Origin of the sequence: Mesorhizobium maamorense, from assembly GCF_044998965.1 — a bacterium.
Lineage (GTDB): Bacteria > Pseudomonadota > Alphaproteobacteria > Rhizobiales > Rhizobiaceae > Mesorhizobium.
This window is the reverse complement of sequence record NZ_CP173356.1, coordinates 2,468,586-2,489,328: the sequence shown is the minus strand read 5'-3', so window position 1 is coordinate 2,489,328 and position 20,743 is coordinate 2,468,586. Positions and strand designations below refer to the sequence as shown.

Here is a 20,743-nt window from a genome sequence, read left to right as displayed (position 1 = left end):
GGGGGTCGACCCTCGGGAGGAGGTGAAGGCCGACCGTATTCGTCATCGCCGGGGAGGAGGTCGGCTTTGACGAAATTCCTTTCGCCGTTTGAAAAGGGGCGAAGCCTCTGGAGCAAAATTCGTTTTGCTCCGGGGAAACAACGCCCGCCGCGGGAGGAGGTGCGGCGGGCGCCGTTTGGGTGGCCAACCTTCGGGAGGAGGTGAAGGTCGGGCCTATCCGTCATCGCCGGGGAGGAGTCGGCTTTGACGAAATTCTTTTCGCCATTTTGAAGAGGGGCGAAGCTTCTGGAGCAAAACTCGTTTTGCTCCGAGAAACAACGCCCGCCGCGGGAGGAGGTGCGGCGGGCGCCGTTTTGGTGATCAACCCTTGGGAGGAGGTAAGGGGTGACCGTATTCGTCAGGGTCGGGGAGGAGGTCGACCCTGGCGAAATTCCGTTGTTAGATCGCCTGGCGGGCGATGATCTTGATTTCGTCGCGGACGATGCCGAGATCGTGCAGCTGGCGGTTGGAAAGGCGACCCAGCTCGGTAACCGTCTCGCGATAAACGCGCCAGTTACGATAGTTGCGGATCAGGTTCATTGTCATGCTCTTCTCGAAACTGGTTCGGACCATTCGCGGTCCGAAGGATTAGACCGCCTTGCGAGCGACGTAAGGAATGTCGCTGCGGCTGATGCCGAGGTCGGTCAGTTCACGGTTGCTCAGGCGGCTCAGCTCGGAAACTGTGTCCCGGTAGCGGCGCCAGTTGCGGTAGTTGCGGATCAGGTTCATGGTATTTCTCGTTTCGTCTTTTCTTGCGGATCATTCCGTTTGTGTACAAACCATAAATAGGCGGGCCCATATCGATTTAAAAGCGCTATGGCTGCATGGCAGCAATGCAAATTGTGCAATGCAACATTAACAAGCCTTCACGGACCTGACACAAAGAAGCCAGAATCAGAAAGTGCCGTGACGTCAACGGTTTGGCAGCTCCAGCTGAAAAACCGACCAAGCAGCAGGGGGGAAGCATGGCGGGCTACGCGACACGGGTCAGGTCGGACATTGCGCGATGGCTTGAGGCCGGACTGATCGACGCCCCGACGGCCGATGCATTGCGGCGCGACGTCGAGATCAACGCGCGCCAGTCGTTGAGCTTCGGTTCGATCCTGGCGATGATGGCGGCGCTGCTGTTCGGCGCGGCCATCCTGATCTTCGTCGCCGCCAACTGGGAAGCCATCCCGCGGCTGGCGCGCGTTGCCGCGCTCTTTGCCGTCATCCTTGGCGGCTATGTCGGCGGTGCAGTGCTGAAAACCCGCGACCACGCGGCGATCGGCGAGGCGTTGTGGATCGTGGCGGCGGCGGCTTTCGGCGGTTCGATCGCGCTGATCGGCCAGATGTACCATCTGTCGGGCGACGAGGCCTCGGCCTTGATCACCTGGGGCGCCGGCACCGCATTGGCGGCGGTGGCGCTGCGGTCCAACCCGCTGACCGTCGCCGCGGTCGGCATCGCCGACGCCTGGCTGTTCCTGAAAGGGTTCGACTATTTCAATCGCAGCGAATTTCCGCATCTCTTCCTCGTCATGGCGGCTGTGCTGTTTGCCGTCTCGTTCTGGACCCGCAGCCAGGCGGCGCGGCACCTGATCATCCTGTCGCTGCTCTTCTATCTTGTGCTGGTCGCCGTGGATCACGAGACGCTGCCTGTGGCGATCCCGCTGGTCATCGTATCGGTATTGTTGTTCGTGGCTTCCCTCTTCGCGCCGGAACCGGTAGACCGGATCGTGCAGCTTGGCGGCCGCTTGCCGCTGCATGCTCTGCTTGGCTTCCTCACCGGACTGGCCATCATCCAGTTCGAACTGGCCGGCGAAAGCAGCTACGACAGAGGCTTCGCCATTGCTTCGGTCGTCGCGCTGGCCGGCATTGTCGCCGCCATTGTGCTCGCGGGGCGCGAGAGCCGTGGCCTGCGCTGGCTTGCCTATCTCGGCTTCGCCTTCGAACTCGCCATGATCTATGTCGTGACCTTGCAGTCGATGCTCGACACCGCCGGCTTCTTCCTTGCCGCGGCGGTGCTGCTTGGCATCCTGGCGATCGTCATCATCCGCGTGGAGAAACGCATGAAGGATCCGGCCACCGGAGGAGCCACGGCATGATGACCGGAAAGAGGCTCGTCATCTCGGCGCTGGTGCTGGCGCTCGTCCAGATCGGCTTCCTGGGTTGGATCATCGCCGGCCGGGCGGCGATCCTGCGCAGCGGCAAGGAAGTGCTGCTGAAGATCGAGCCTGTCGATCCGCGCGACCTGCTGCGCGGCGACTATATCATCCTCGGCTACGACATCTCGCGCATACCGGTGAAGATGATCGCCAACATCCCGGCCGGAAAACTTTCCAGCGACGACACCTCGATCGTCGTCCGTCTGAAGAAGAACGCCGACGGCTACTGGACGCCGAGCGCCGCGTGGTTCGGCGCGGCGCCGACACCGACCGGTGCCGACGAGGCCGATATTCGCGGTCATGTCGCCGGAGGCTGGGATCTTCGCGGCGAGGGACTGACGATCGCGCCGGATTACGGCATCGAACGGTTCTACCTGCCGGAAGGCGAGGGGATGGCAATCCAGAACGACATGCGGGTACGCCCGTTCGGGATCCGTCTTGCACTGGCCAGCGACGGCACCGCCCAGATCAAGGCGCTGGTGGACGGCGACAAGACGCTGTTTCAGGAGCCTCTATATTAAGGTGTGCAGGGGTGGGCTGCCATCCATTGCTTGAACGGGGAGGGCGGTGCGGCCTCGAAGGCTCAAGCCTTGGAAGCTTACGTCTAATCGACCTCAGGGGCGTCCTTTACGGCGCTAGCGTCTCGCCACTGGATTGTGTTGCGTGGTAGGTATATTCTCGACGCTGGCGGTGGCATTCAGAAAGATGGAAAGCCCATGGCGACCGGGTACTTGGATCACCAGTTGGAGTGTCCTTTTTGCGGCACGATAAGGCTGCGGATTCCTGCCGATGCCGAACCTTCGACGGGCATCCGGTGCGACGACTGCGGTCAGTATCTTGGCACATGGGACGAATTGCAGGATGATTTCCAGCGCCAAGGCGGTAACGATGGCATCTTCCGCCTCGACAAGGGACGTATCAAGAAGCTCGCCTAGGCAGTGTCCTGATTTCCTGCCAGCGCCTGTGCGCTAGTGGACTATCCGATGCCATGCCGGCAGTGGTGCGCGTGAAGGGACTCGAACCCCCAAGCCTTGCGGCGGCAGGACCTAAACCTGCTGTGTCTACCAGTTCCACCACACGCGCCTCGGGCGGGCTGTAGCAGAGCCTCGGCGGCCTTGTCGAGGTCTTGGGAGTGAGGTGGAATACCGCATCGTCCTTTGAATATCGCGGCAGCCGCCAGCCGCGACCTGAGGGTCTGGCAATTCCTTCACGCCCGCACGGTCTGGCGATCCCATTAGCCATTATTCTGTCAATGTCAGGGCCGAAATGATGGTTATTCGCCTAAACGCGAAGATGGTTGAAAATTGGCCTCGCCTGTGACAAAAGGCGTGTCGAATGTGACGGGACGCGACGATCCGCTTCTGCAAAATGTGATAAGAAGTAGGAAAAACAAAGACTTATTCACATTTTGGAACGCAGTTTGGAAGAGTTTGAGCCGTATTTCAGGTCAAATCGCCAGGTTCCGTACCAAAAGCCATTCCCGGCAAGATTATACCGGCAGGCTGTGAACGGCAGAGAGCCGTTTGGCAGCCTCATTGGTGAAAACAAAGGTTTTACGATGCAGGTCACCGAAACACTCAATTCCGGTCTCAAGCGCGAGATCAAGATCACCGTGCCGGCTGGTGACATGGAAGCCAAGCTGATGGCGCGGCTGACGGACGCCAGGAACAAGGTTCGCATCAACGGCTTCCGTCCCGGCAAGGTGCCGGTGCAGCACCTGCGCAAGGTCTATGGCAAGTCGTTCATGGCCGAAGTGGTCAACGAGATCCTCAACGATTCGACCCGGTCGATCATTTCGGGCCGCGGCGAAAAAGCCGCCATGCAGCCCGAAGTCATCATGACCGAGGACGAGAAGGAAGCCGAGAAGATCCTGGCCGGCGGCGCCGACTTCGAATTCCGCCTTAACTACGAGATCATCCCGCCCATCGAGATCAAGGATTTTTCCGACATCAAGGTAACGCGCCAGGTGTTCGACGTCCCTGACGCGGAGATTGACGAGCAGGTCAAGCGCGTCGCCGAATCGGCGCGCAGCTACGAGCCGAAGACCGGCAAGGCGGCCGAAGGCGACCGCGTCACGATCGACTATGTCGGCAAGATCGACGGCGAGGCCTTTGCCGGCGGCGCCGGCACGGATCAGCCGCTGGTGCTTGGCTCCAAGGAATTCATTCCGGGCTTCGAGGATCAGCTCATCGGCGCCAAAGCCGGCGATGAAAAGCAGGTCACCGTGACCTTCCCGGAAAACTACCAGGCGGCGCATCTGGCCGGCAAGGAAGCGACTTTCGACGTCACGGTCAAAGAAGTGTCCAAGCCGGGCGAACTCGAAATCAACGATGAGACCGCCAAGAACCTCGGCCTGGAATCGCTGGAGCGCCTGCGCGATGTGGTGCGTGGCCAGATCGAGAGCCAGTTCGGCTCGATGACGCGCCAGAAGGTCAAGCGCCAACTGCTCGACCAGCTTGACGCGGCCTATTCGTTCGAGGCGCCTTCGAGGCTTGTCGAGGCCGAGTTCAACAACATCTGGGCGCAGGTCAACCGCGATCTGGAAGCGGCCGGCCGCACCTTCGCCGATGAAGAGACGACCGAGGAAGAAGCGCGCGCCGAATATATGCGGCTCGCCGAGCGCCGCGTGCGCCTTGGCCTCGTGCTGGCCGAGATCGGCGAGAAGGCCGGGGTCACCGTGTCGGACGAGGAATTGCAGCGCGGTCTGTTCGAGCAGGTTCGTCGCTTCCCGGCCAACCAGCAGCAGGAAGCCTTCGAGTTCTACCGCAACAATCCCGAGGCGCTGAATGCGCTGCGCGCGCCGATGTTCGAGGAGAAGGTGGTCGATCACCTGCTCGGGCAGATCTCGGTCACCGACGTCAAGGTCAGCAAGGAAGAGCTGATGGCCGACGACGAGGAAGCCGAGACCGCGACCAAGGCGAAGCCGGCGAAGAAGGCCGCGTCGAAGAAGACTGAAGACAAGAAGAGCGACGACGCGGAAGAGCCGAAGAAGAAGGCAGCGCCGAAGAAAAAGGCCGCCAAGGACGCCGAGTAAATCCCGAGTTGATGGAACTGACGAAGGCCGCCCCTCGAGGCGGCCTTTTTCGTTGCGAAACTGCAACAGCCAATCCGTTTCGCGGACGGTGACCATTGTCGATACCAAGCATTGATCACTATCTGCGCTCCTGCTGCAAACCACAGGGTTGTTGGAGGGGCGGTTGAGCCTATTCTTCGAAACGCGACGCGTCGTCGCCTTGGCGATCGTCCTGGCCTTTGCCTGCGATTTCGCCCAGGCCGATGCCGGCACCTGGCGCATCGGCACGGACGATGACGGCCTTGTCACGGCTTCGGTCCATGCCACCAACAAGCTGATCACCGGCGGTGGCGCCCTGAGCTATAGCCCGATCCTGACCATCGCCTGCCGCCCGGACAGCCAACCGCGCTGGACCGAATGGTTGCAATTGAACGACACCGTCTCGGCCAATCGCAAGATCACCATGTCGGTCACCGTCGACGGCGACAACAAGTTCGACGAGAGCTGGTTGGTCGGCCCGCGCGGCCGCATGCTGGTGCGCGATGGCGCCGACGGCATAAAGCGCCTTACCGCCGCGAACCGGCTCCAGCTTTCGTGGCGCTTCGGGCTGCTGTCGGGGCGGGGCCACGCCGATTTCGATCTGACCGGATTTGATGAAGCGGTCAGCCAGCTCGCCGGCAGCTGCAACACTGCTATGCCTTGATCCGCTGCGGACAACCTAAACCTTTGTAGGTCGACCTCTTCTACCTGCCGGCCAGATTCCGTGGTATATAGAGGCCGCAATTTCATATGGGAGAAGTGGACAATCTGTTCTGCCGTACAAGGCGCTTCGCTGGCGATGCTGGCTTATACCAGATCGTCTCAGGCGCATTTGACGATCAGGGAGGAAAAAGTCATGCGCTTAGCCGCATTTTTCGCCGTCGTGTTTGTTGCAACCTTCGTCGCCAATCCATCGCAGGCTCAGGATACTGCGGCTGGCGAGAAGGTCTTCACCAAATGCAAGGCCTGCCACATTGCGGACGAGGACAAGAACAAGATCGGTCCATCGCTGCACGGCGTCATCGGCCGCACTGCCGGTACGCATCCCGGTTTCAAATATTCCGACGCCATGATTGCGGCCGGCAAATCCGGCGTCAAATGGGACGAACCAACACTGATGACCTATCTTCACGATCCCAAGGCTATGGTCAAAGGCACCAAGATGGCGTTTCCCGGCCTCAAGAACGATGCAGACGTGACCAACGTCATCGCCTATTTGAAAACGTTCTCCAAGTGACTTTCTCCTCCGCCATGCGTCTATCCTCTCGTTCGCCGTGATCTCGTCCGAACCCGAAGGGGCCGCGTAAGCAAAAACCGGGTTTCAATTTCGCTCACGCGTGCCTTCGGTTCGGGATCATGGCCTAGGTTTCTTGCTTCCATCGGTCTGAGATGTCGACTAGGGAAAGCCGCCTCAAGGATATCGTCATCCGCCTTCCGGAAGCGACGGCGGGTGATTTCTTCGCGCTTTTAAAACCGCGGGTCATGGCGCTTGCCGTATTCACTGCTTTCGTGGGCCTAATGACGGCGCCTGGCCCGACGAATCCGGTCATCGCGGTGATCGCCATCAGTGCGATTGCGATGGGAGCAGGCGCGGCCGGGGCGCTCAACATGTGGTACGACGCGGACATAGATGCGTTGATGTCTCGCACGTCCAAGCGGCCAATCCCGTCGGGCCGCGTCGCGCCAGGCGAAGCCCTCGGCTTCGGTCTGGTGCTTTCCGCACTTTCGGTGACGGTGCTCGGCGTGCTGGTGGGGTGGCTTGCCGCATCGCTGCTGGCATTCACCATCTTCTTCTACGTCGTCATCTATACGATCTGGCTGAAACGCTCGACACCGCAGAACATCGTCATAGGTGGCGCGGCAGGCGCTCTTCCTCCGGTGATCGGGTGGGCTGCTGCCACCGGCGCCATCGGCATTGAAAGCATCATTCTGTTCCTGATCATTTTCCTCTGGACACCACCGCATTTCTGGGCGCTAGCCCTGTTCAAGGTCGGAGAGTACGCCGCGGCGGGCATCCCCATGATGCCGAACGTGGCTGGCCAACCCTCGACCAGAAAGCAAATCTTGGCCTATTCGCTGGTTCTGGCGCCAATCGGCGTGCTTCCCTGGGCCTTTGGATTCGCGAGCGGATATTACGGGATTGTCTCGACCGTCTTGGGTGCGGGATTCGTCTGGCGCGCCTGCAAGGTGCTCACCATCCCCGACAAGGAGATGAAGCAAGCAAAGGCGTTGTTTTCTTATTCGATTTTCTACCTGTTCGCTATCTTTGCAACGTTACTTGCCGACACTACTGTAATGCGTACGATCGCATCAGCCGGCCGTTGACGCCGGCGCAAAACATTACGTCGGCAGTGCGCAAAAACCCAGCAGCAGCAGAACAACGACGCCAAGGCCGAGTATGAGAACTGTCCTTCCGTCCATGACCCTTCACCTTCGACTTGAGGAGAATATCGAAGAAAGGCGTCCAGAGCTAGCCAGGCGACCGGGCCTTCTTACCCAACCTTCTTACAAAGCGCGACAAGTCGCTCGCATGAGAGTATATTGATCCTGGTGCAGGTCGCGGTTTGCGTGGCCAGTCATGCAGAACGGCAGCACCGTGAAACCGCGGCCTTACCAGACCTGTCTGGAGGAATGGTCATGGCAAGCTTTCACGTCATAGCAGGCGCCAGCGAGACGCTGGAGCACACCAGAATTCGCAAGATCGGTGTCACCGACCTTTTCGATGCGCTCAGGCGCGGCGTCGACGATTTCATGGTCAAACCGTCGCACATCATTTTTCTCTGCCTGATCTACCCGCTTGCGGGGGTCGTGCTTGCAGTCTGGACATCAGGCAATAACACGCTCCCATTGTTGTTTCCGCTCGTGTCCGGATTTGCGCTAATTGGTCCATTCGCCGCAATCGGCCTCTATGAGATCAGCCGGCGACGGGAAGCCGGGCTAGACGCCTCATGGAGGGCCGCCTTCGAGGTCAGGAATTCTCCGGCGCTGCCAGCCATCGCCGCGGTTGCGATCATGCTGCTTGCAATCTTCATCGCCTGGCTTTTGACTGCGCAGGCGTTTTACCAACACCTGTTCGGCCCCGCCCCACCGCAATCCTTCTCCAGCTTCATCAATGACATATTCGCCACAGGACGCGGCTGGACGCTCATCATCCTGGGGCACGCCATCGGCTTCGTCTTCGCTGCGATCGTGCTGTGCACGACGGTCGTCGCCTTCCCGTTGTTGCTCGAGCGAGATGTCGGCGCCTATGAAGCCATCCACACCTCGGTGCGCGTGGTGCTGGCGAACCCGATCGTGATGGCGGTATGGGGCCTGATTGTCGCCGTCGCCCTGATCATCGGCACGCTGCCAGTATTCGCGGGGTTGGCGGTCGTGCTGCCGATCCTCGGTCACGCTACCTGGCATGTCTACCGCAAGGTCGTGGAACCGCCGCCGACGGCCGGACCGGCGCCTCGATGAACTCCCTGCCGCGCCGGCAAGGACCGGTGCGTGCAGGTTGATCAGAGCCCTTTCCGGCTTCAGTAAGCCGGATGGCTGAAGCGGGCCTGGTGGGCGCCCATAGTCAGGTTACGGAAATCCTTGCCGCTGACACGCACCAGCGTCCTGTGATCGCCGCCTTCGAAATAGATATCGGCGGCACCGCCAAGGCTTTCGTCAAGGACTACCGGCACATCGTAGGCCGCGCCGATCGGCGGAATGGCGCCGGTATCGCAATCGCCAAAGAGCGAAACCGCTTCATCTTCGGTGGCGAGTCCAAGATTCTTGTCCATGACCTTCTGCAACGCGCCGAGCTCGATCCTATGTGTGCTGGGGACCACGGCCAGCGCATAACCCAGATCGTGGTGAACGAGCACCGATTTGGCCATTATGCTGCCGGGCACGTGCGCGGCTATGGCGGCCTGCCTGCTTGTGGCCGTGCGATGATGCGCGACAGTATCGTAGGAAATCCCTTTCCGGTCGATATAGTCCTTCAGTTTGTTTGCGATTGTCATTTTGGGCGTCCCTTGCTGAGTTCGCGACGCAGGTCAAAACGCGGCAATCATTTCGCTTCCGTCGTTTCGGTATGAATAAAGATGGCCCAACCGTCGATTGTTTCAAGGCGAGGGTGGCGGCAACGGACCGCCCGCAGCATCGTCGGAATCCTGATCGGCCATCGACAAGGTCTGAACTCCGATTTGGCGTCAGGGCCCAGCCCCGAAAAACGCCATCCGGGTGAGAAGCGTGTAATCCGCTTCAAAGACCATCATCGCCACGAATACCAACACCAGCACGGGCGGCAGGATGATTGCGTATGTCAGCGCCAGCCGTTCCCAGGCCATGTGCATGAAAATGGCGACGATGAGCCCTGCCTTGAGGATCATGAAGATCAGGATCAGCGACCATCTGAGATAGCCGTGCAGACCGAAATAATCGATCAGATAGGAGCAGGTGCTGAGAATGAACAGCCATGCCCAGACCACCAGATAAAGCTTGATCGGGTGCTCCTGATGAACTTCTGCCGGGGGGCGCCGGTCGTCGCCGCGTCATGAGTAGCGTGCAGCGTGTGTTGCCCGAGGCCGTTTGCGGTTGCTTCAGCCATATCTGCCTCTCACCAAAGATAGAAGAACGCGAAAATGAAGACCCAGACCAGGTCGACGAAATGCCAGTAGAGTCCCATGATCTCGACGTTCTCGTAGCGGCCCCTGCGGCTGGTAAAGAAGCCGGGCCGCCCAAAGTCAAAATCTCCACGCCACACCTTTCGCGCCACGATGATCAGGAAGATCACCCCGATTGTCACATGCGTGCCGTGGAAGCCGGTGATCATGAAAAAGGTTGACCCGAACTGGGCAGCGCCCCAGGGATTGCCCCAGGGCCGCACGCCTTCGGTGATCAGCTTGGTCCATTCGAAGGCTTGCATACCGACAAAGGTCGCACCGAGTGCTGCGGTCAGAAGCATCAGGATTGCCGTTTTGCGGCGGTCGCGGCGATAGCCGAAATTGACCGCCATGGCCATGGTTCCGCTGCTTGAGATCAGCACGAAAGTCATGATGGCAATAAGGATCAGCGGAATATCCGAGCCGCCGATACGAAGCGCAAAGACCTCGCTGGGATTGGGCCACGGCACGCGTGTCGAAATGCGCGCGGTCATATAGGAGAGCAGAAAGCAGCCGAAGATGAAGGTGTCGCTGAGCAGGAAGATCCACATCATGGCCTTGCCCCATGACACGTTCTTGAACGCCCGCTGATCCGAGGACCAGTCGGCGGCGATGCCTTGCCAGCCTGCGGGCCGCGGCTCTGTCTGAGCGATATGCGTGAGTGTCTCTGCCATCCGCCCGTTCCTCCTACGTCAGTAACCCCCGGCAAATATCGATGAAAGTCGCGGCCCAGCCGGCCAGAAGCGCGAAGATGGCAAGCCAGACGAAAAGCAGGAAATGCCAATACATGGCGCACAGCTCGACGCTGAGGCGAAGCCGCGCCGGCCTTGCCCCGTTCCAAGCGCCGACGGTTGTTCTGCCCAGGCCCACCAGTCCGCCCAGTATGTGCAGGCCATGCATTCCGGTAAGCAGGTAGAAGAAACTGTTGGCCGGATTGGAAGCCAGAAAGTAGCCATCGGCAGACAGCTCGCGCCAGGCCATAAACTGTCCAATCAGGAAGGAGAGCGCCGTAAACCCGGCGGTGGCAAGGCCGAGCTTAACCATGTCCATTTGACCCTTACGCGCCGCGAGCGAGGCGCATTGCAGCGCAATGCTGCTGAGGACCAGCATGCCGGTGTTGAACCAGAGCAGCCGCGGCAGCGGCAGCGCCTGCCAGTCCGACAGCGCCATGCGCATGAAGTAGGCGCTGGTGATCAGCGCGAACAGACAGCCGACGACCGCCAGGAAGACGCCGAGGCCGATCTTGGCGGTCGGTAGCGCCGATCCTTCCATACCAACAAAATCCCCGGCCATACCTTGCTCGAGCCATGGCTTGGTCATCAGCCGCTGGTGGGAAAGCCACCATCCGGCAAAACCGGCGATCACGAGCATGAAGACCAGAATGACGCTCATGCCGGCTCCTTGGAGGGACCGAAGGAGCCCGGTACGTTTTGCGGGATAAAGTCCTCCTTGGCGCCCGGTACGCTGTAGTCATAGGCCCAGCGATAGACGATCGGTAGGTCTTTGCCGAAATTGCCATGGGCCGGTGGTGTTTGCGGCGTCTGCCATTCGAGGGTCGTGGCCCGCCACGGGTTGCCGCCGGCCTCGCGGCCATGACGGATGCTCCAGATCAGATTGAACAGGAACACAATCTGGGCAAAGCCGACGATGAACGCCATGATGCTGATGAACGAGTTCAGATGGTGGGCCGATTCTGTCATCACCGTCATATCGGTCAGTTCATTGTAACGCCTGGGCACGCCCATCAGTCCGAGGTAGTGCATGGGAAAGAAAATCAGGTAGGCGCCGAGGAAGGTGACCCAGAAATGGAACCGGCCCAGCGCCTCGTTCAGCATCCGGCCGGTGACCTTCGGATACCAGTGGTAGATCGCACCGAAGATCACGATGATCGGCGCGACCCCCATGACCATATGGAAATGGGCAACGACGAACATCGTGTCCGACAGCGGGACGTCGACCACGACATTGCCAAGGAACAGCCCGGTCAACCCGCCATTGACGAAGGTGACGATGAAAGCCAGGGCAAATAGCATCGGTATGGTGAGGTGGATGTCGCCGCGCCACAATGTCAGCACCCAATTGTAGACCTTGATGGCGGTCGGAACCGCGATGATCAATGTCGTGGTGGCGAAGAAGAAACCGAAATAGGGATGCATGCCGCTGACATACATGTGGTGCGCCCAGACGACGAAGCTCAGCGCACCGATGCCGACGATGGCCCAGACCATCATGCGATAGCCAAAGATGTTCTTGCGCGCATGGGTGCTGATCAGGTCCGACACGATGCCGAAGGCCGGAAGGGCCACGATGTAGACTTCGGGATGGCCGAAGAACCAGAACAGATGCTGAAACAGGATCGGGCTGCCGCCATTATGCTGTAATTGCTCGCCCATTTCGACGATCGCCGGCATGAAGAAGCTGGTGCCGAGCGTCCGATCAAGCAGCATCATCACACAGGCGACGAATAGCGCCGGGAAGGCGAGCAGAGCCATGACGGTCGCGGTAAAGATGCCCCAGACAGTCAGCGGCAGACGCATCAGCGTCATGCCGCGCGTGCGGCCCTGCAACACCGTCACGACATAGTTCAGCCCGCCCATGGTGAAGCCGATGATGAACAGGATCAGTGAGACGAGCATCAGGATGATGCCCCAGTCCTGGCCCCCCGGTGTGCCGGTCATGATTGCCTGCGGCGGGTACAGCGTCCAGCCGGCCCCCGTCGGTCCGCCAGGCGCAAAGAAGCTCGACACCAAAACCAGCACGGCAAGCAGGTAGATCCAGTAGCTCAGCATGTTGACATAGGGAAAGACCATGTCGCGAGCCCCCACCATCAATGGGATCAGGTAGTTGCCGAAACCGCCGAGGAAGAGCGCCGTGAGCAGATAGATCACCATGATCATGCCGTGCATGGTGATGAACTGGTAGTAGGCTTCAGGCGTGATGAAGTCGAAGGTGCCGGGAAAGCCGAGTTGCAGCCGCATCAGCCAGGACAGCACCAGGGCGACCAGGCCTATTCCCGTTGCCGTCGCCGAATACTGGATGGCAATGACCTTGGCGTCCTGCGAGAAGACGTATTTCGTCCACCAACTGTGCGGATGATACAGTTCGACTTCCGCGACTTCGGCCGGCGGGATGGCATCTGCAGGGGTAATATCGACCATAGGAACACCTCCGTGTCCTTTTTAGCGAGACCCGACGGTTTCGAGCTTTGCTGCAATCCTCGAACTTGACACCGTCGTTGGACCCGGCGCCTGGCTTGCCGAGCCCGTCTGCTGGGGCGCCGACAATTGCGCAAACGTCTGTTGCTGGCCAAGCCACGCCAGATAATCCTCCTGCGTATCGACCATCACCACACCGTGCATCATCGGATGTCCTTGGCCGCAGAGTTCAGCGCACAGGACCTGGAAGGTTCCGGTTTTCGTTGGGGTGAACCAGAAATAGGTGACCGAGCCCGGGATCATGTCCATTTTCGCGCGGAATTCCGGCACATAGAAATCATGCAGCACGTCGATCGAGCGAAGTAACATCTTGACCGGCTTGCCAACCGGCAGATGCAGATCGGCCGCTTCGACCACGACATCGTCCTGGCCATTGGAATCGCTGGTGATCACGCCCAAAGGATTGTCAGCGGTGACGCCGCGGGTGTCGGATGTGCCGAGCTTGCCGTCCTTGCCGGGCAGGCGGAAACTCCATTGCCATTGCTGGCCGACAACTTCGACCACGGTTGCGTCGCTCGGAACGTTGACGAACCGGTTCCAGACGAACAGGCCGGGAACCAGCAAAGCCGTGACGCCGACCGCGGTGACAACCGTCAGCCAGGATTCGAGCCGCCTGTTCTCCGGTTCATACGCCGCCTGATTGCCTTCCCGATGACGGAAGCGGAAGACGCAATAGGCCATGAACAAAACCACGGCGGCAAAGACGACGCCGGTGATCCAGAAAGTTATGATGATGGTGTTGTCGATATAGTCCCAGTTCGAGGCAATCGGCGTCCACCACCATGGGCTCAGGAGGTGGAACAGCACCGAGCCCACAACTATCAAAACGAGTACAAGCGCGAAGGCCATGTCCCGTTCCTCCCGGCATTCCAGGGGCGCGAAGCCGTCTCCGGAAATGCCAAGTGCATCATAGCTTGATTTGGGGTCGCAATTCTAGAGCCGACTGTCTTGACGGGAAAAATCCCGCCTTGCCTGCGCCAACCCTTCGAGAGGAGCCGTCCATCACACACGGGGACGCGTTCGTCCGGCTGATGCGCCTGCGCCGGATCGTTTGGGCGAAGTCGACGGTGGGGTGTGCCAAGCCACGTCGGCAGGCCGAATTCGATCTTCGCGCCGACGAAGTTTCGTTTGTGCTATTTCAGCAGGCCGACCAGAACGTCGAAGGCGGCGTCGATGTCGGCGCGGACCGCGGCCTTGACCGCTTCCGCGTCCCGGTCGCGCAACGCAGCGAACATCTCCTGATGGTGCGCATTGGCGGTCGAATAGTTTCCGGAATCGTGCAGCATGTTGAAATAAGGACTGATCTGCAACCACAAGTTCTCGATGATGTTGAGAATGTTCTCGGAGCCGGCCGCCCGGTAGATGGAGAAATGAAAGGCGTAGTTGGCGCGCAGATAGGACTTGACGTCTCCCGCCGCATTGGCCTGTTCGAGCGCGTCCAGATGCTGGCGCAGCCGGGCGATAGCTTGGTCGTCCATACGCTCGGCCGCCCATGCGGCGGCGATCGCTTCGATCTCGAAGCGGACGTTTCTCAGATCGACGAGGCGTGTGCGGCTGAGTGCGGGAATGCCGATCGAGCGGCCTGAAACCACCATCAGCGCGTTGGCGGCGGTCAGCCGCCGCAGGGCCTCCCTGACCGGCATCGGACTGACGCCGAAAGCATCGGCAAGGCTTTGCACCGTTACCATCTCGCCCGGCACGATGCTGCCGTCGAGGATCAATTCGGTGACATGGCGATAGACCCTGTCCTGCAAGGTCTCCTTGGACAGGGGCGCGATCTCGACACCCGGCTTTCTGAACGCCGCTCCAGCCATCTCCCCTCAACCTTCCCGCGCAAGCTGCGCCATAACCCGTATCCGGAATGCAGGCTTCCGGCTGCGGCGTCAAGCACCCCCGCCGTCGCCTTGTCATGAGCATATTTCATCATTGATCTTTGATCAAATGGTGATACGGTTGCGATATCGGATGGCAAGGTCACGTCTCGTGCCCTTGGGAGGCATCCGATCGTTCGGATCGGGAGGAGTTTCATAATGGGTATCGGATTGAAAGCCCGGCGGCTTGCGCTGCTGGCCGGCATGGCTGCCTGTGCTTTTGGCATCTCCGCGGCCGAGGCCGCTGAAAAACACAAGATTTTTCTCAGCATGAGCTTCATCGGCAATGACTGGCAGGCCGAGGCGGCGAACATGGTCAAGGCGATGGCCTCGCACAAGAGCCTGGTCGACAAGGTCGACCTGCAGGTCCAGGTGGCCGGGCCGAATGCGCAGCGCCAGATCCAGCAGATCAACGCCATGGTGCAGGCGGGAGCGGAGGCGATCGTGATCTATCCGATCTCGCCGACGGCGCTGAACCAGGTCGTCAAGAACGCTTGCGAAAAGGGGGTCAAGGTCTTCGCCTACGACGCCGAGATCACCGAGCCCTGCGCTTACAATGTCCATATCGACCAGGAGGAGGCTGGCAGGGTGACAGCCGAATGGCTGGCCAAGAAGCTCAACGGCAAGGGCAACATCATCGCCGTGACCGGCGTTCCCGGCACCTCGGTCGACGAGCTGCGCACCAAGGCCGCCAAGGCAGTGTTCGCCAAATATCCGGACATCAAGATTGTCGGCGAAGCGGTCGGCATGTGGAGCCAGGCGGTGGCACGCACCGAACTCTCCAAGATTCTCGCCACGCGCAACTGGGACGACATTAACGGGCTGTGGATGCAGGTAGGCTGCTTCACCGCCAATTCGATGCAGCTCGAGGCGGGCAGGAAGGCCAGCCAGCTTCTGCCTTGCGCCGGTGAAGGCTCCAATGGCGGCCGCATCCAGATGCTGCCGGAAGGGACGGAGGTCGAGGGTGCTGCTTCTCCCTATGCACCGCTCGGCGCGCCGCGCATTTCGTATGCCTCGCCGCCTTATTCCGGCGCGCTCGCCTTGAAGCTCGCCATCGAGGCGATCGAGGGCAAGGATGTGCCGAAAGCGACAATCCTGCCGCTGCCGATCGTCACCAACGAGACGAGCAAGCTTTGCAACGAGGGCACCTGGGCCGAAATGAAGGCCGGATGCAACACCTTCAAACCGTCGCTGGTTTCCAACCCCGGCTGGTTCGCGTCGATCTTCTCCGACCAGACGCCCGAGATCGGCCTCAACGCGGCGCTCGTCGGCCAGCCCGAGGAGTAGGCTTCAGCAATCCGTGCGCGTGGGGCACTGTGGGCTCCACGCGCCCGCAAGCATGGCATGCCGGAACCGGGAATGATGACTTCAACAACGCATGTGCCGGCTATTGCCGTCAACGGCATACGCAAGGCGTTTGGCGCGACGGTCGCGCTTGACGACGTCTCCTTCGCGATCTCGCCTGGCAGCGTGCACGCCTTGCTGGGTGAGAACGGCGCCGGCAAGTCGACGCTGGTCAAGCTCCTATCGGGACTGGTGCGGCCCGATCAGGGCCAGATCAGCATCCTTGGCGCGCCGGCCGCGCTCGGTTCGCCGCGCGCCGCGCATGAACGCGGGGTGCAGACGGCGTTCCAGGAGATGACGCTGGTCCGCGACCTCAGCGTTCTCGACAATATGCTGCTGCCCTATGCGCCATCCGGCCCGACCGGATTGATCAGGCGGTCGGCCGCGCGCAAGACAGTCGGCCGGCACATTGCCGATCTCGGTTTTTCGGTCGATCTCGACGCCGAGGTGGCGACGCTCGATCTCGCGGTCCGCCAGAAGATCGAGATCGCGCGCGCCGTCTACCGCAAGCCGCGCATCCTGTTGCTGGACGAGCCGACCTCGACGCTTTCGGGCGGCGACGTCGAATGGCTGGGAACAATCATCGCGCGGCTCAAGGCCGCCGGAACGACGGTCGTGTTCATCACCCACCGCATGCGTGAGGTGCGGGCCTTCTGCGATACCTTGACCATCCTTCGGAATGGCCGCCACATCATCACCGCACCGGTGGCCGACATCTCGGATGAGGATGTGATCGAGAAGATCATCGGCCGCGCCCTCGCGCAGACCTTTCCGCCAAAGCCTGAGGGCGCGGCCGTCTTCGGTCCGCCGGTGCTCGGCGTGCGCGACCTCAAGGCGGGCAGAAAACTCGACGGCGCCAGTTTCGATTTGCGCAGGGGCGAAATCCTCGGCATCGCCGGACTTCAGGGCATGGGCCAGCTAGACCTGTTCCTCGCCTGCTTCGGCATGGCCGAGATCGAATGCGGCCACGTCATGGTCGACGGCCGCAAAGTGTGGCTCGGCTCGCCGGCCGATGCGCTGAGGCCCAACATGGCGATCGGGCTGGTGCCGGAGGATCGCAAGACCGAAGGTCTGTTCCTGAAATTGTCGGGCCGGCAGAATGCATCCCTGCCGGTGGTCGGCCGCTTCACCCGGCTCGGCTTGATCCGCGAGGAGGAGGAAGCACGCGCGGTGCAGGCGGCCTTCTCGACGGTCGAGGTGGACAACCGAGCGCTGTGGACAAGGGCAGGCGCTTTTTCCGGCGGCAACCAGCAGAAGATCGCCATCGCCAAGTGGCTGGTCGCCGAAAGCCGCATCCTGCTGCTCTTCGACCCGACCCGCGGCATAGATGTGGGCACCAAGCATGAGCTCTACGTGATGATGCGCAACTACGTGGCGGCGGGCGGCTCGATCCTGCTGCATTCGACCGAAATTCCCGAACTAGTCCATCAATGCGACCGCGTGCTCGTTCTCTATGACGGACGGCTGGTGGCCGAGCTCGCCGGCGACGAGATCACCGAGAGCGCGATCATGCGTCCGGCGCTGGGACATGGCGGCAATATGCTGGAGGCAGCACAGTGAGCGCGGTCGGTTCGTTAACAACCGGACAGGCCGGACCCTTGGTGCGCCTCCTGGCGCGGCATCGCGGCGCCATCATCGCGGCGATTGTCTTTGCAGTGCTGCTCGTCGTCGTCGACCTGATCAGCGCCGGGCGGCTTACCTATTTCGACATCTCGTTCCTGTCGAGCGGCGGCGCCACCTCGGCGCTGGCGGCGATGGGCCAGACCATCGTCATCCTGTCCGGCGGCTTCGACCTGTCGGCGGGCGCCGTGGTTTCGCTGGTCAATGTGGTGCTGGCCACGTCGATGGATCCGATGGCGACCGGAACGAGCGTCTGGCTGTGGACGATGGCCGGCATTGGCGTCGGCATGCTCGTCGGGGCGTTCAACGGCTTCTTCATCGCGGTGCTGCGCATGCAGCCCATCGTCGTCACGCTGTCGACCATGTTCATCTTGCAAGGCATCACGCTGCTGGTCATGGACAAGCCCGGCGGCTTCGTCTCGCCCGATCTCGGTGCTTTCTATCTCGGCGATGCGATCCCGGGCTGGTTGCCCATGCCGCTGGTCGTCATCGGCATGGTACTGCTGGCATGGTTCTGGCTGAAAGGCACGCGGTTCGGCACGGCGCTTTACGCGGTCGGCAGCGATCCAGACGCCGCGTCCGCGGTCGGCGTGCGCGTCGCTCTCGTGCGCTTCCTCGTCTATGTCATCGCCGGTGGCTGCTACGGGCTTGCCGGTGTGTTCATCAGCGCCCAGACCGGCAGCGGCGATCCGCTCGTCGGCAATCCGCTGCTGTTGTCGATGTTCGCTGCCGTCGTGGTCGGCGGCACGCGGCTCGGCGGCGGGCAGGGTGGTCCGTTCGGCACCGTCTTCGGCGCCTATATCCTGATGATGGTCGTCAACGTCCTGCTCGTCCTCAACGTTTCGGCCTATTATTCGACCATCGCCGAGGGCACCATCCTCATCCTTGCCGTTCTCGCGGGCTCGCTGTCGCATGGCTCCGTGCTTGCCTACCAGGTCCGCGCCTTGCGCGCGCGGTTCGCCGCATGGCGCGCCGGCATGCTGCCGTCGCAACTCGACCCCACCGACCGCAGGCTGCGCATCGCCCACAAGCCCGCCATTCCAGGACAGGCGCCCGGCTTTCGCGTGCGCAATGCCAAGGCGCTGCGCTACGCGCTGCCGGCCTATGTCTGCCTGGCCGTCGTCATGATCGTCACCCAGATCTGGCTCGGCCGGGCCATCTTCAATCCCACCTACTGGAACTCGCTGTTCGTGCTGTCGAGTTTCCTTGCCGTGCTTGCGCTCGGGCAGGGCAGCGTCATCCTCACAGGCGGGCTCGACTTGTCGGTGCCGTGGACGATCGGCCTGTCGGGCATCCTCCTTGCCGGCATGGTCAACGGATCGGACGCGGCACTCGCCTATGCGCTGCCGGTGGTGCTCGCCATCGCCTGTCTTATCGGACTGGCGAACGGCATCGGCATCGTTTTCCTCGGCATCTCGCCGATCGTCATGACGCTCGCCACCAACGGCATCTTGCAAGGTTTCGCGCTTCTCTATTCGCAAGGCACGCCGGCCGGCTTCTCCTCGCCCATGCTGCGCTGGTTCATGACCGGCAAGCTATGGGTGGTGACGCCGGTCGTGCCGTTCATGGTCGTCTTCGTGGCCCTTGCGGTGCTGCTGCTCGGCCGCACCGCCTTCGGCCGGAAGGTCTACGGCATTGGCAACAGCCCGCGCGCGGCCCAGCTTTCGGGCATCGCCGTCGGACGGACGCTGATCTTCGTCTATATGCTGTCGGCATTGTGCGCGGCCATCGTCGGCGTCATGCTGACCGGCTTTTCCGGCCAGGCCAGCCTCGGCATGGGCGACGACTATCTCCTGCCGTCCATCGCCGTTGTCGTGGTCGGGGGCGCGCTGATCACCGGCGGGCGCGGCCACTATCTCGGCATGCTCGGCGGCGTGCTGCTTTTGACGGCGCTGCAGATGCTTCTGGCCGGCACGACGCTGCCCTACGCCACACGGGCGATCCTGTTCGGGCTGGTGGTGCTCGGCGCCGTCATGGCGCTGCGCGAAAGACGCATACAATGAAGGGAATGGAATCATGAGCACGAGCGCACCCAAATCGCCCGACGAATTCCTGGCGGGGCTCAAAGGGCAACGTGTCCTGGTCACGGCGGGCGCCGGCGGCATTGGCTTCGCCATTGCCGAAACGCTGTCGCGGCTCGGTGCGCGCATCGTCGTCTGCGATGTGTCCGACGAAGCCCTGGCGGCCGCCCCCAAGAAGATGGCGCTCGTCGCAGCGGTCAAGGCCGACGTGTCGCGCGACGACGATGTCGACCGGCTGTTCGAGGCGGTGGAGGAGAAACTCGGCGGCCTCGACGCACTGATCAACAATGCCGGCATCGCCGGGCCGACCGGCGGCGTCGACGAAATCGATCCGGCCGACTGGAGGCGCTGTCTCGACATCGGCCTGACCGGCCAGTTCCTGTGCGCGCGGCGCGCCGTGCCGCTCATCAAGGGGGCCGGCGGCGGTTCGATCGTCTCGATGTCGTCGGCGGCCGGCCGCCACGGCTATGCGTTCCGCACGCCCTATTCGGCGGCCAAATTCGGCGTCATCGGCTTCACGCAGAGCCTTGCCAAGGAGCTTGGGCCGCACGGGATCAGGGTCAACGCCATCCTGCCGGGCATCATAGAGGGGCCGCGCATCGAGAGCGTTATCTCGGCACGCGCCAAACAGGTCGGCATCAGCCATCAGGAGATGACCGAACGCTATTTGCAGAACATCTCGTTGCGCCGCATGACCAGCCCGTACGACGTGGCTTCGATGGTCGCATTCCTGCTGTCCGACGCGGGCATCAACATTTCAGGCCAGTCGCTCGGCGTCGACGGCAACGTCGAAACGCTTTGAG

General features: G+C 61.5%; 20 protein-coding genes, 1 tRNA gene and 1 pseudogene. 12 read left to right on the top strand and 10 right to left on the bottom strand.

All coding sequences use genetic code 11. The annotated features are described in order from the left end of the window. Positions 1 to 438 precede the first annotated feature (438 nt). Together ACIU1A_RS12775 and ACIU1A_RS12770 are read right to left on the bottom strand one after the other, a co-directional pair. On the bottom strand, positions 439 to 579 hold the full coding sequence (locus ACIU1A_RS12775; protein WP_013531314.1) for a DUF1127 domain-containing protein: 141 nt from the start codon (positions 577 to 579) through the stop codon (positions 439 to 441). Positions 580 to 627: 48 nt separating this feature from the next. Next, positions 628 to 768 (bottom strand): DUF1127 domain-containing protein, encoded by a 141-nt coding sequence (locus ACIU1A_RS12770; RefSeq protein ID WP_013531315.1) that lies wholly within the window; start codon positions 766 to 768, stop codon positions 628 to 630. Between the two features lie 236 nt (positions 769 to 1,004). Here ACIU1A_RS12770 and ACIU1A_RS12765 point away from each other — a divergent pair, with 236 nt between their 5' ends. The 3 genes from ACIU1A_RS12765 to ACIU1A_RS12755 all read left to right on the top strand — a co-directional run bounded on the left by ACIU1A_RS12765 (position 1,005) and on the right by ACIU1A_RS12755 (position 3,118). After that, complete coding sequence (locus tag ACIU1A_RS12765; RefSeq protein WP_140555293.1) at positions 1,005 to 2,123, top strand: DUF2157 domain-containing protein; 1,119 nt, start codon at positions 1,005 to 1,007, stop codon at positions 2,121 to 2,123. Beyond that, on the top strand, positions 2,120 to 2,704 hold the full coding sequence (locus tag ACIU1A_RS12760) for a GDYXXLXY domain-containing protein (protein WP_404927429.1): 585 nt from the start codon (positions 2,120 to 2,122) through the stop codon (positions 2,702 to 2,704). The genes ACIU1A_RS12765 and ACIU1A_RS12760 overlap by 4 nt, the downstream gene beginning before the upstream one ends. A 195-nt stretch (positions 2,705 to 2,899) precedes the next feature. Next, entirely contained in the window at positions 2,900 to 3,118 is a 219-nt protein-coding gene (locus tag ACIU1A_RS12755) for a hypothetical protein (RefSeq protein ID WP_140495784.1), read from the top strand. Between the two features lie 63 nt (positions 3,119 to 3,181). Here ACIU1A_RS12755 and ACIU1A_RS12750 read toward each other — a convergent pair. Next, positions 3,182 to 3,266: transfer RNA gene (locus ACIU1A_RS12750), tRNA-Leu, on the bottom strand. A gap of 475 nt (positions 3,267 to 3,741) precedes the next feature. Between ACIU1A_RS12750 and tig the strand changes: the two genes are divergently transcribed. From tig to ACIU1A_RS12725, 5 genes are all read left to right on the top strand, one after another. Continuing rightward, positions 3,742 to 5,217, top strand: coding sequence for a trigger factor (gene tig / locus ACIU1A_RS12745; protein ID WP_140495785.1), 1,476 nt, complete (start codon positions 3,742 to 3,744; stop codon positions 5,215 to 5,217). A 163-nt stretch (positions 5,218 to 5,380) separates the two neighbouring features. Further along, positions 5,381 to 5,899 (top strand): hypothetical protein, encoded by a 519-nt coding sequence (locus ACIU1A_RS12740; RefSeq protein ID WP_140495786.1) that lies wholly within the window; start codon positions 5,381 to 5,383, stop codon positions 5,897 to 5,899. A gap of 192 nt (positions 5,900 to 6,091) precedes the next feature. After that, positions 6,092 to 6,472 carry a cytochrome c family protein gene (locus tag ACIU1A_RS12735; protein ID WP_140495787.1) on the top strand — a complete coding sequence of 127 codons (381 nt, stop codon included), beginning with the start codon at positions 6,092 to 6,094 and terminating at the stop codon, positions 6,470 to 6,472. Between the two features lie 152 nt (positions 6,473 to 6,624). Then, positions 6,625 to 7,560, top strand: coding sequence for a heme o synthase (locus ACIU1A_RS12730; protein WP_140896042.1), 936 nt, complete (start codon positions 6,625 to 6,627; stop codon positions 7,558 to 7,560). Between the two features lie 312 nt (positions 7,561 to 7,872). Continuing rightward, positions 7,873 to 8,694, top strand: coding sequence for a DUF2189 domain-containing protein (locus tag ACIU1A_RS12725; RefSeq protein ID WP_140517100.1), 822 nt, complete (start codon positions 7,873 to 7,875; stop codon positions 8,692 to 8,694). Positions 8,695 to 8,753: 59 nt separating this feature from the next. Here the strand turns inward: ACIU1A_RS12725 and ACIU1A_RS12720 are convergent, their stop codons facing one another. The 7 genes and pseudogenes from ACIU1A_RS12720 to ACIU1A_RS12690 form a co-directional block, all read right to left on the bottom strand. Further along, the gene (locus ACIU1A_RS12720; RefSeq protein ID WP_140495790.1) at positions 8,754 to 9,227 is read right to left on the bottom strand and encodes an aminoacyl-tRNA deacylase; all 474 of its coding nucleotides are present in this window, start codon (positions 9,225 to 9,227) and stop codon (positions 8,754 to 8,756) included. Between the two features lie 189 nt (positions 9,228 to 9,416). Beyond that, positions 9,417 to 9,814, bottom strand: a pseudogene (locus tag ACIU1A_RS12715) (cytochrome C oxidase subunit IV family protein). A 9-nt stretch (positions 9,815 to 9,823) separates the two neighbouring features. Continuing rightward, positions 9,824 to 10,543, bottom strand: a complete 720-nt coding sequence (locus ACIU1A_RS12710; protein ID WP_140495792.1) for a heme-copper oxidase subunit III family protein — start codon at positions 10,541 to 10,543, stop codon at positions 9,824 to 9,826. Positions 10,544 to 10,556: 13 nt separating this feature from the next. Continuing rightward, complete coding sequence (locus tag ACIU1A_RS12705; RefSeq protein ID WP_140495793.1) at positions 10,557 to 11,261, bottom strand: cytochrome c oxidase subunit 3; 705 nt, start codon at positions 11,259 to 11,261, stop codon at positions 10,557 to 10,559. Further along, positions 11,258 to 13,027 (bottom strand): cytochrome c oxidase subunit I, encoded by a 1,770-nt coding sequence (gene ctaD, locus ACIU1A_RS12700; protein ID WP_140495794.1) that lies wholly within the window; start codon positions 13,025 to 13,027, stop codon positions 11,258 to 11,260. Before ctaD ends, ACIU1A_RS12705 begins: the two co-directional genes overlap by 4 nt. Positions 13,028 to 13,048: 21 nt before the next feature. Continuing rightward, on the bottom strand, positions 13,049 to 13,933 hold the full coding sequence (coxB, locus tag ACIU1A_RS12695) for a cytochrome c oxidase subunit II (protein ID WP_140521021.1): 885 nt from the start codon (positions 13,931 to 13,933) through the stop codon (positions 13,049 to 13,051). 284 nt (positions 13,934 to 14,217) lie between these two features. Continuing rightward, positions 14,218 to 14,898, bottom strand: a complete 681-nt coding sequence (locus ACIU1A_RS12690; RefSeq protein WP_140495796.1) for a GntR family transcriptional regulator — start codon at positions 14,896 to 14,898, stop codon at positions 14,218 to 14,220. Between the two features lie 216 nt (positions 14,899 to 15,114). Here ACIU1A_RS12690 and ACIU1A_RS12685 point away from each other — a divergent pair, with 216 nt between their 5' ends. The 4 genes from ACIU1A_RS12685 (at position 15,115) to ACIU1A_RS12670 (ending at position 20,742) form a co-directional block, all read left to right on the top strand. Beyond that, positions 15,115 to 16,242: a sugar ABC transporter substrate-binding protein gene (locus ACIU1A_RS12685; RefSeq protein ID WP_140728907.1), complete on the top strand. Its 1,128-nt coding sequence runs from the start codon at positions 15,115 to 15,117 to the stop codon at positions 16,240 to 16,242. Between the two features lie 75 nt (positions 16,243 to 16,317). Next, the gene (locus ACIU1A_RS12680; protein ID WP_404927910.1) at positions 16,318 to 17,859 is read left to right on the top strand and encodes a sugar ABC transporter ATP-binding protein; all 1,542 of its coding nucleotides are present in this window, start codon (positions 16,318 to 16,320) and stop codon (positions 17,857 to 17,859) included. Beyond that, positions 17,856 to 19,922: an ABC transporter permease gene (locus tag ACIU1A_RS12675; protein ID WP_404927428.1), complete on the top strand. Its 2,067-nt coding sequence runs from the start codon at positions 17,856 to 17,858 to the stop codon at positions 19,920 to 19,922. Before ACIU1A_RS12680 ends, ACIU1A_RS12675 begins: the two co-directional genes overlap by 4 nt. 13 nt (positions 19,923 to 19,935) lie before the next feature. Then, positions 19,936 to 20,742, top strand: coding sequence for an SDR family oxidoreductase (locus ACIU1A_RS12670; RefSeq protein ID WP_140495799.1), 807 nt, complete (start codon positions 19,936 to 19,938; stop codon positions 20,740 to 20,742). Position 20,743 lies beyond the last annotated feature (1 nt).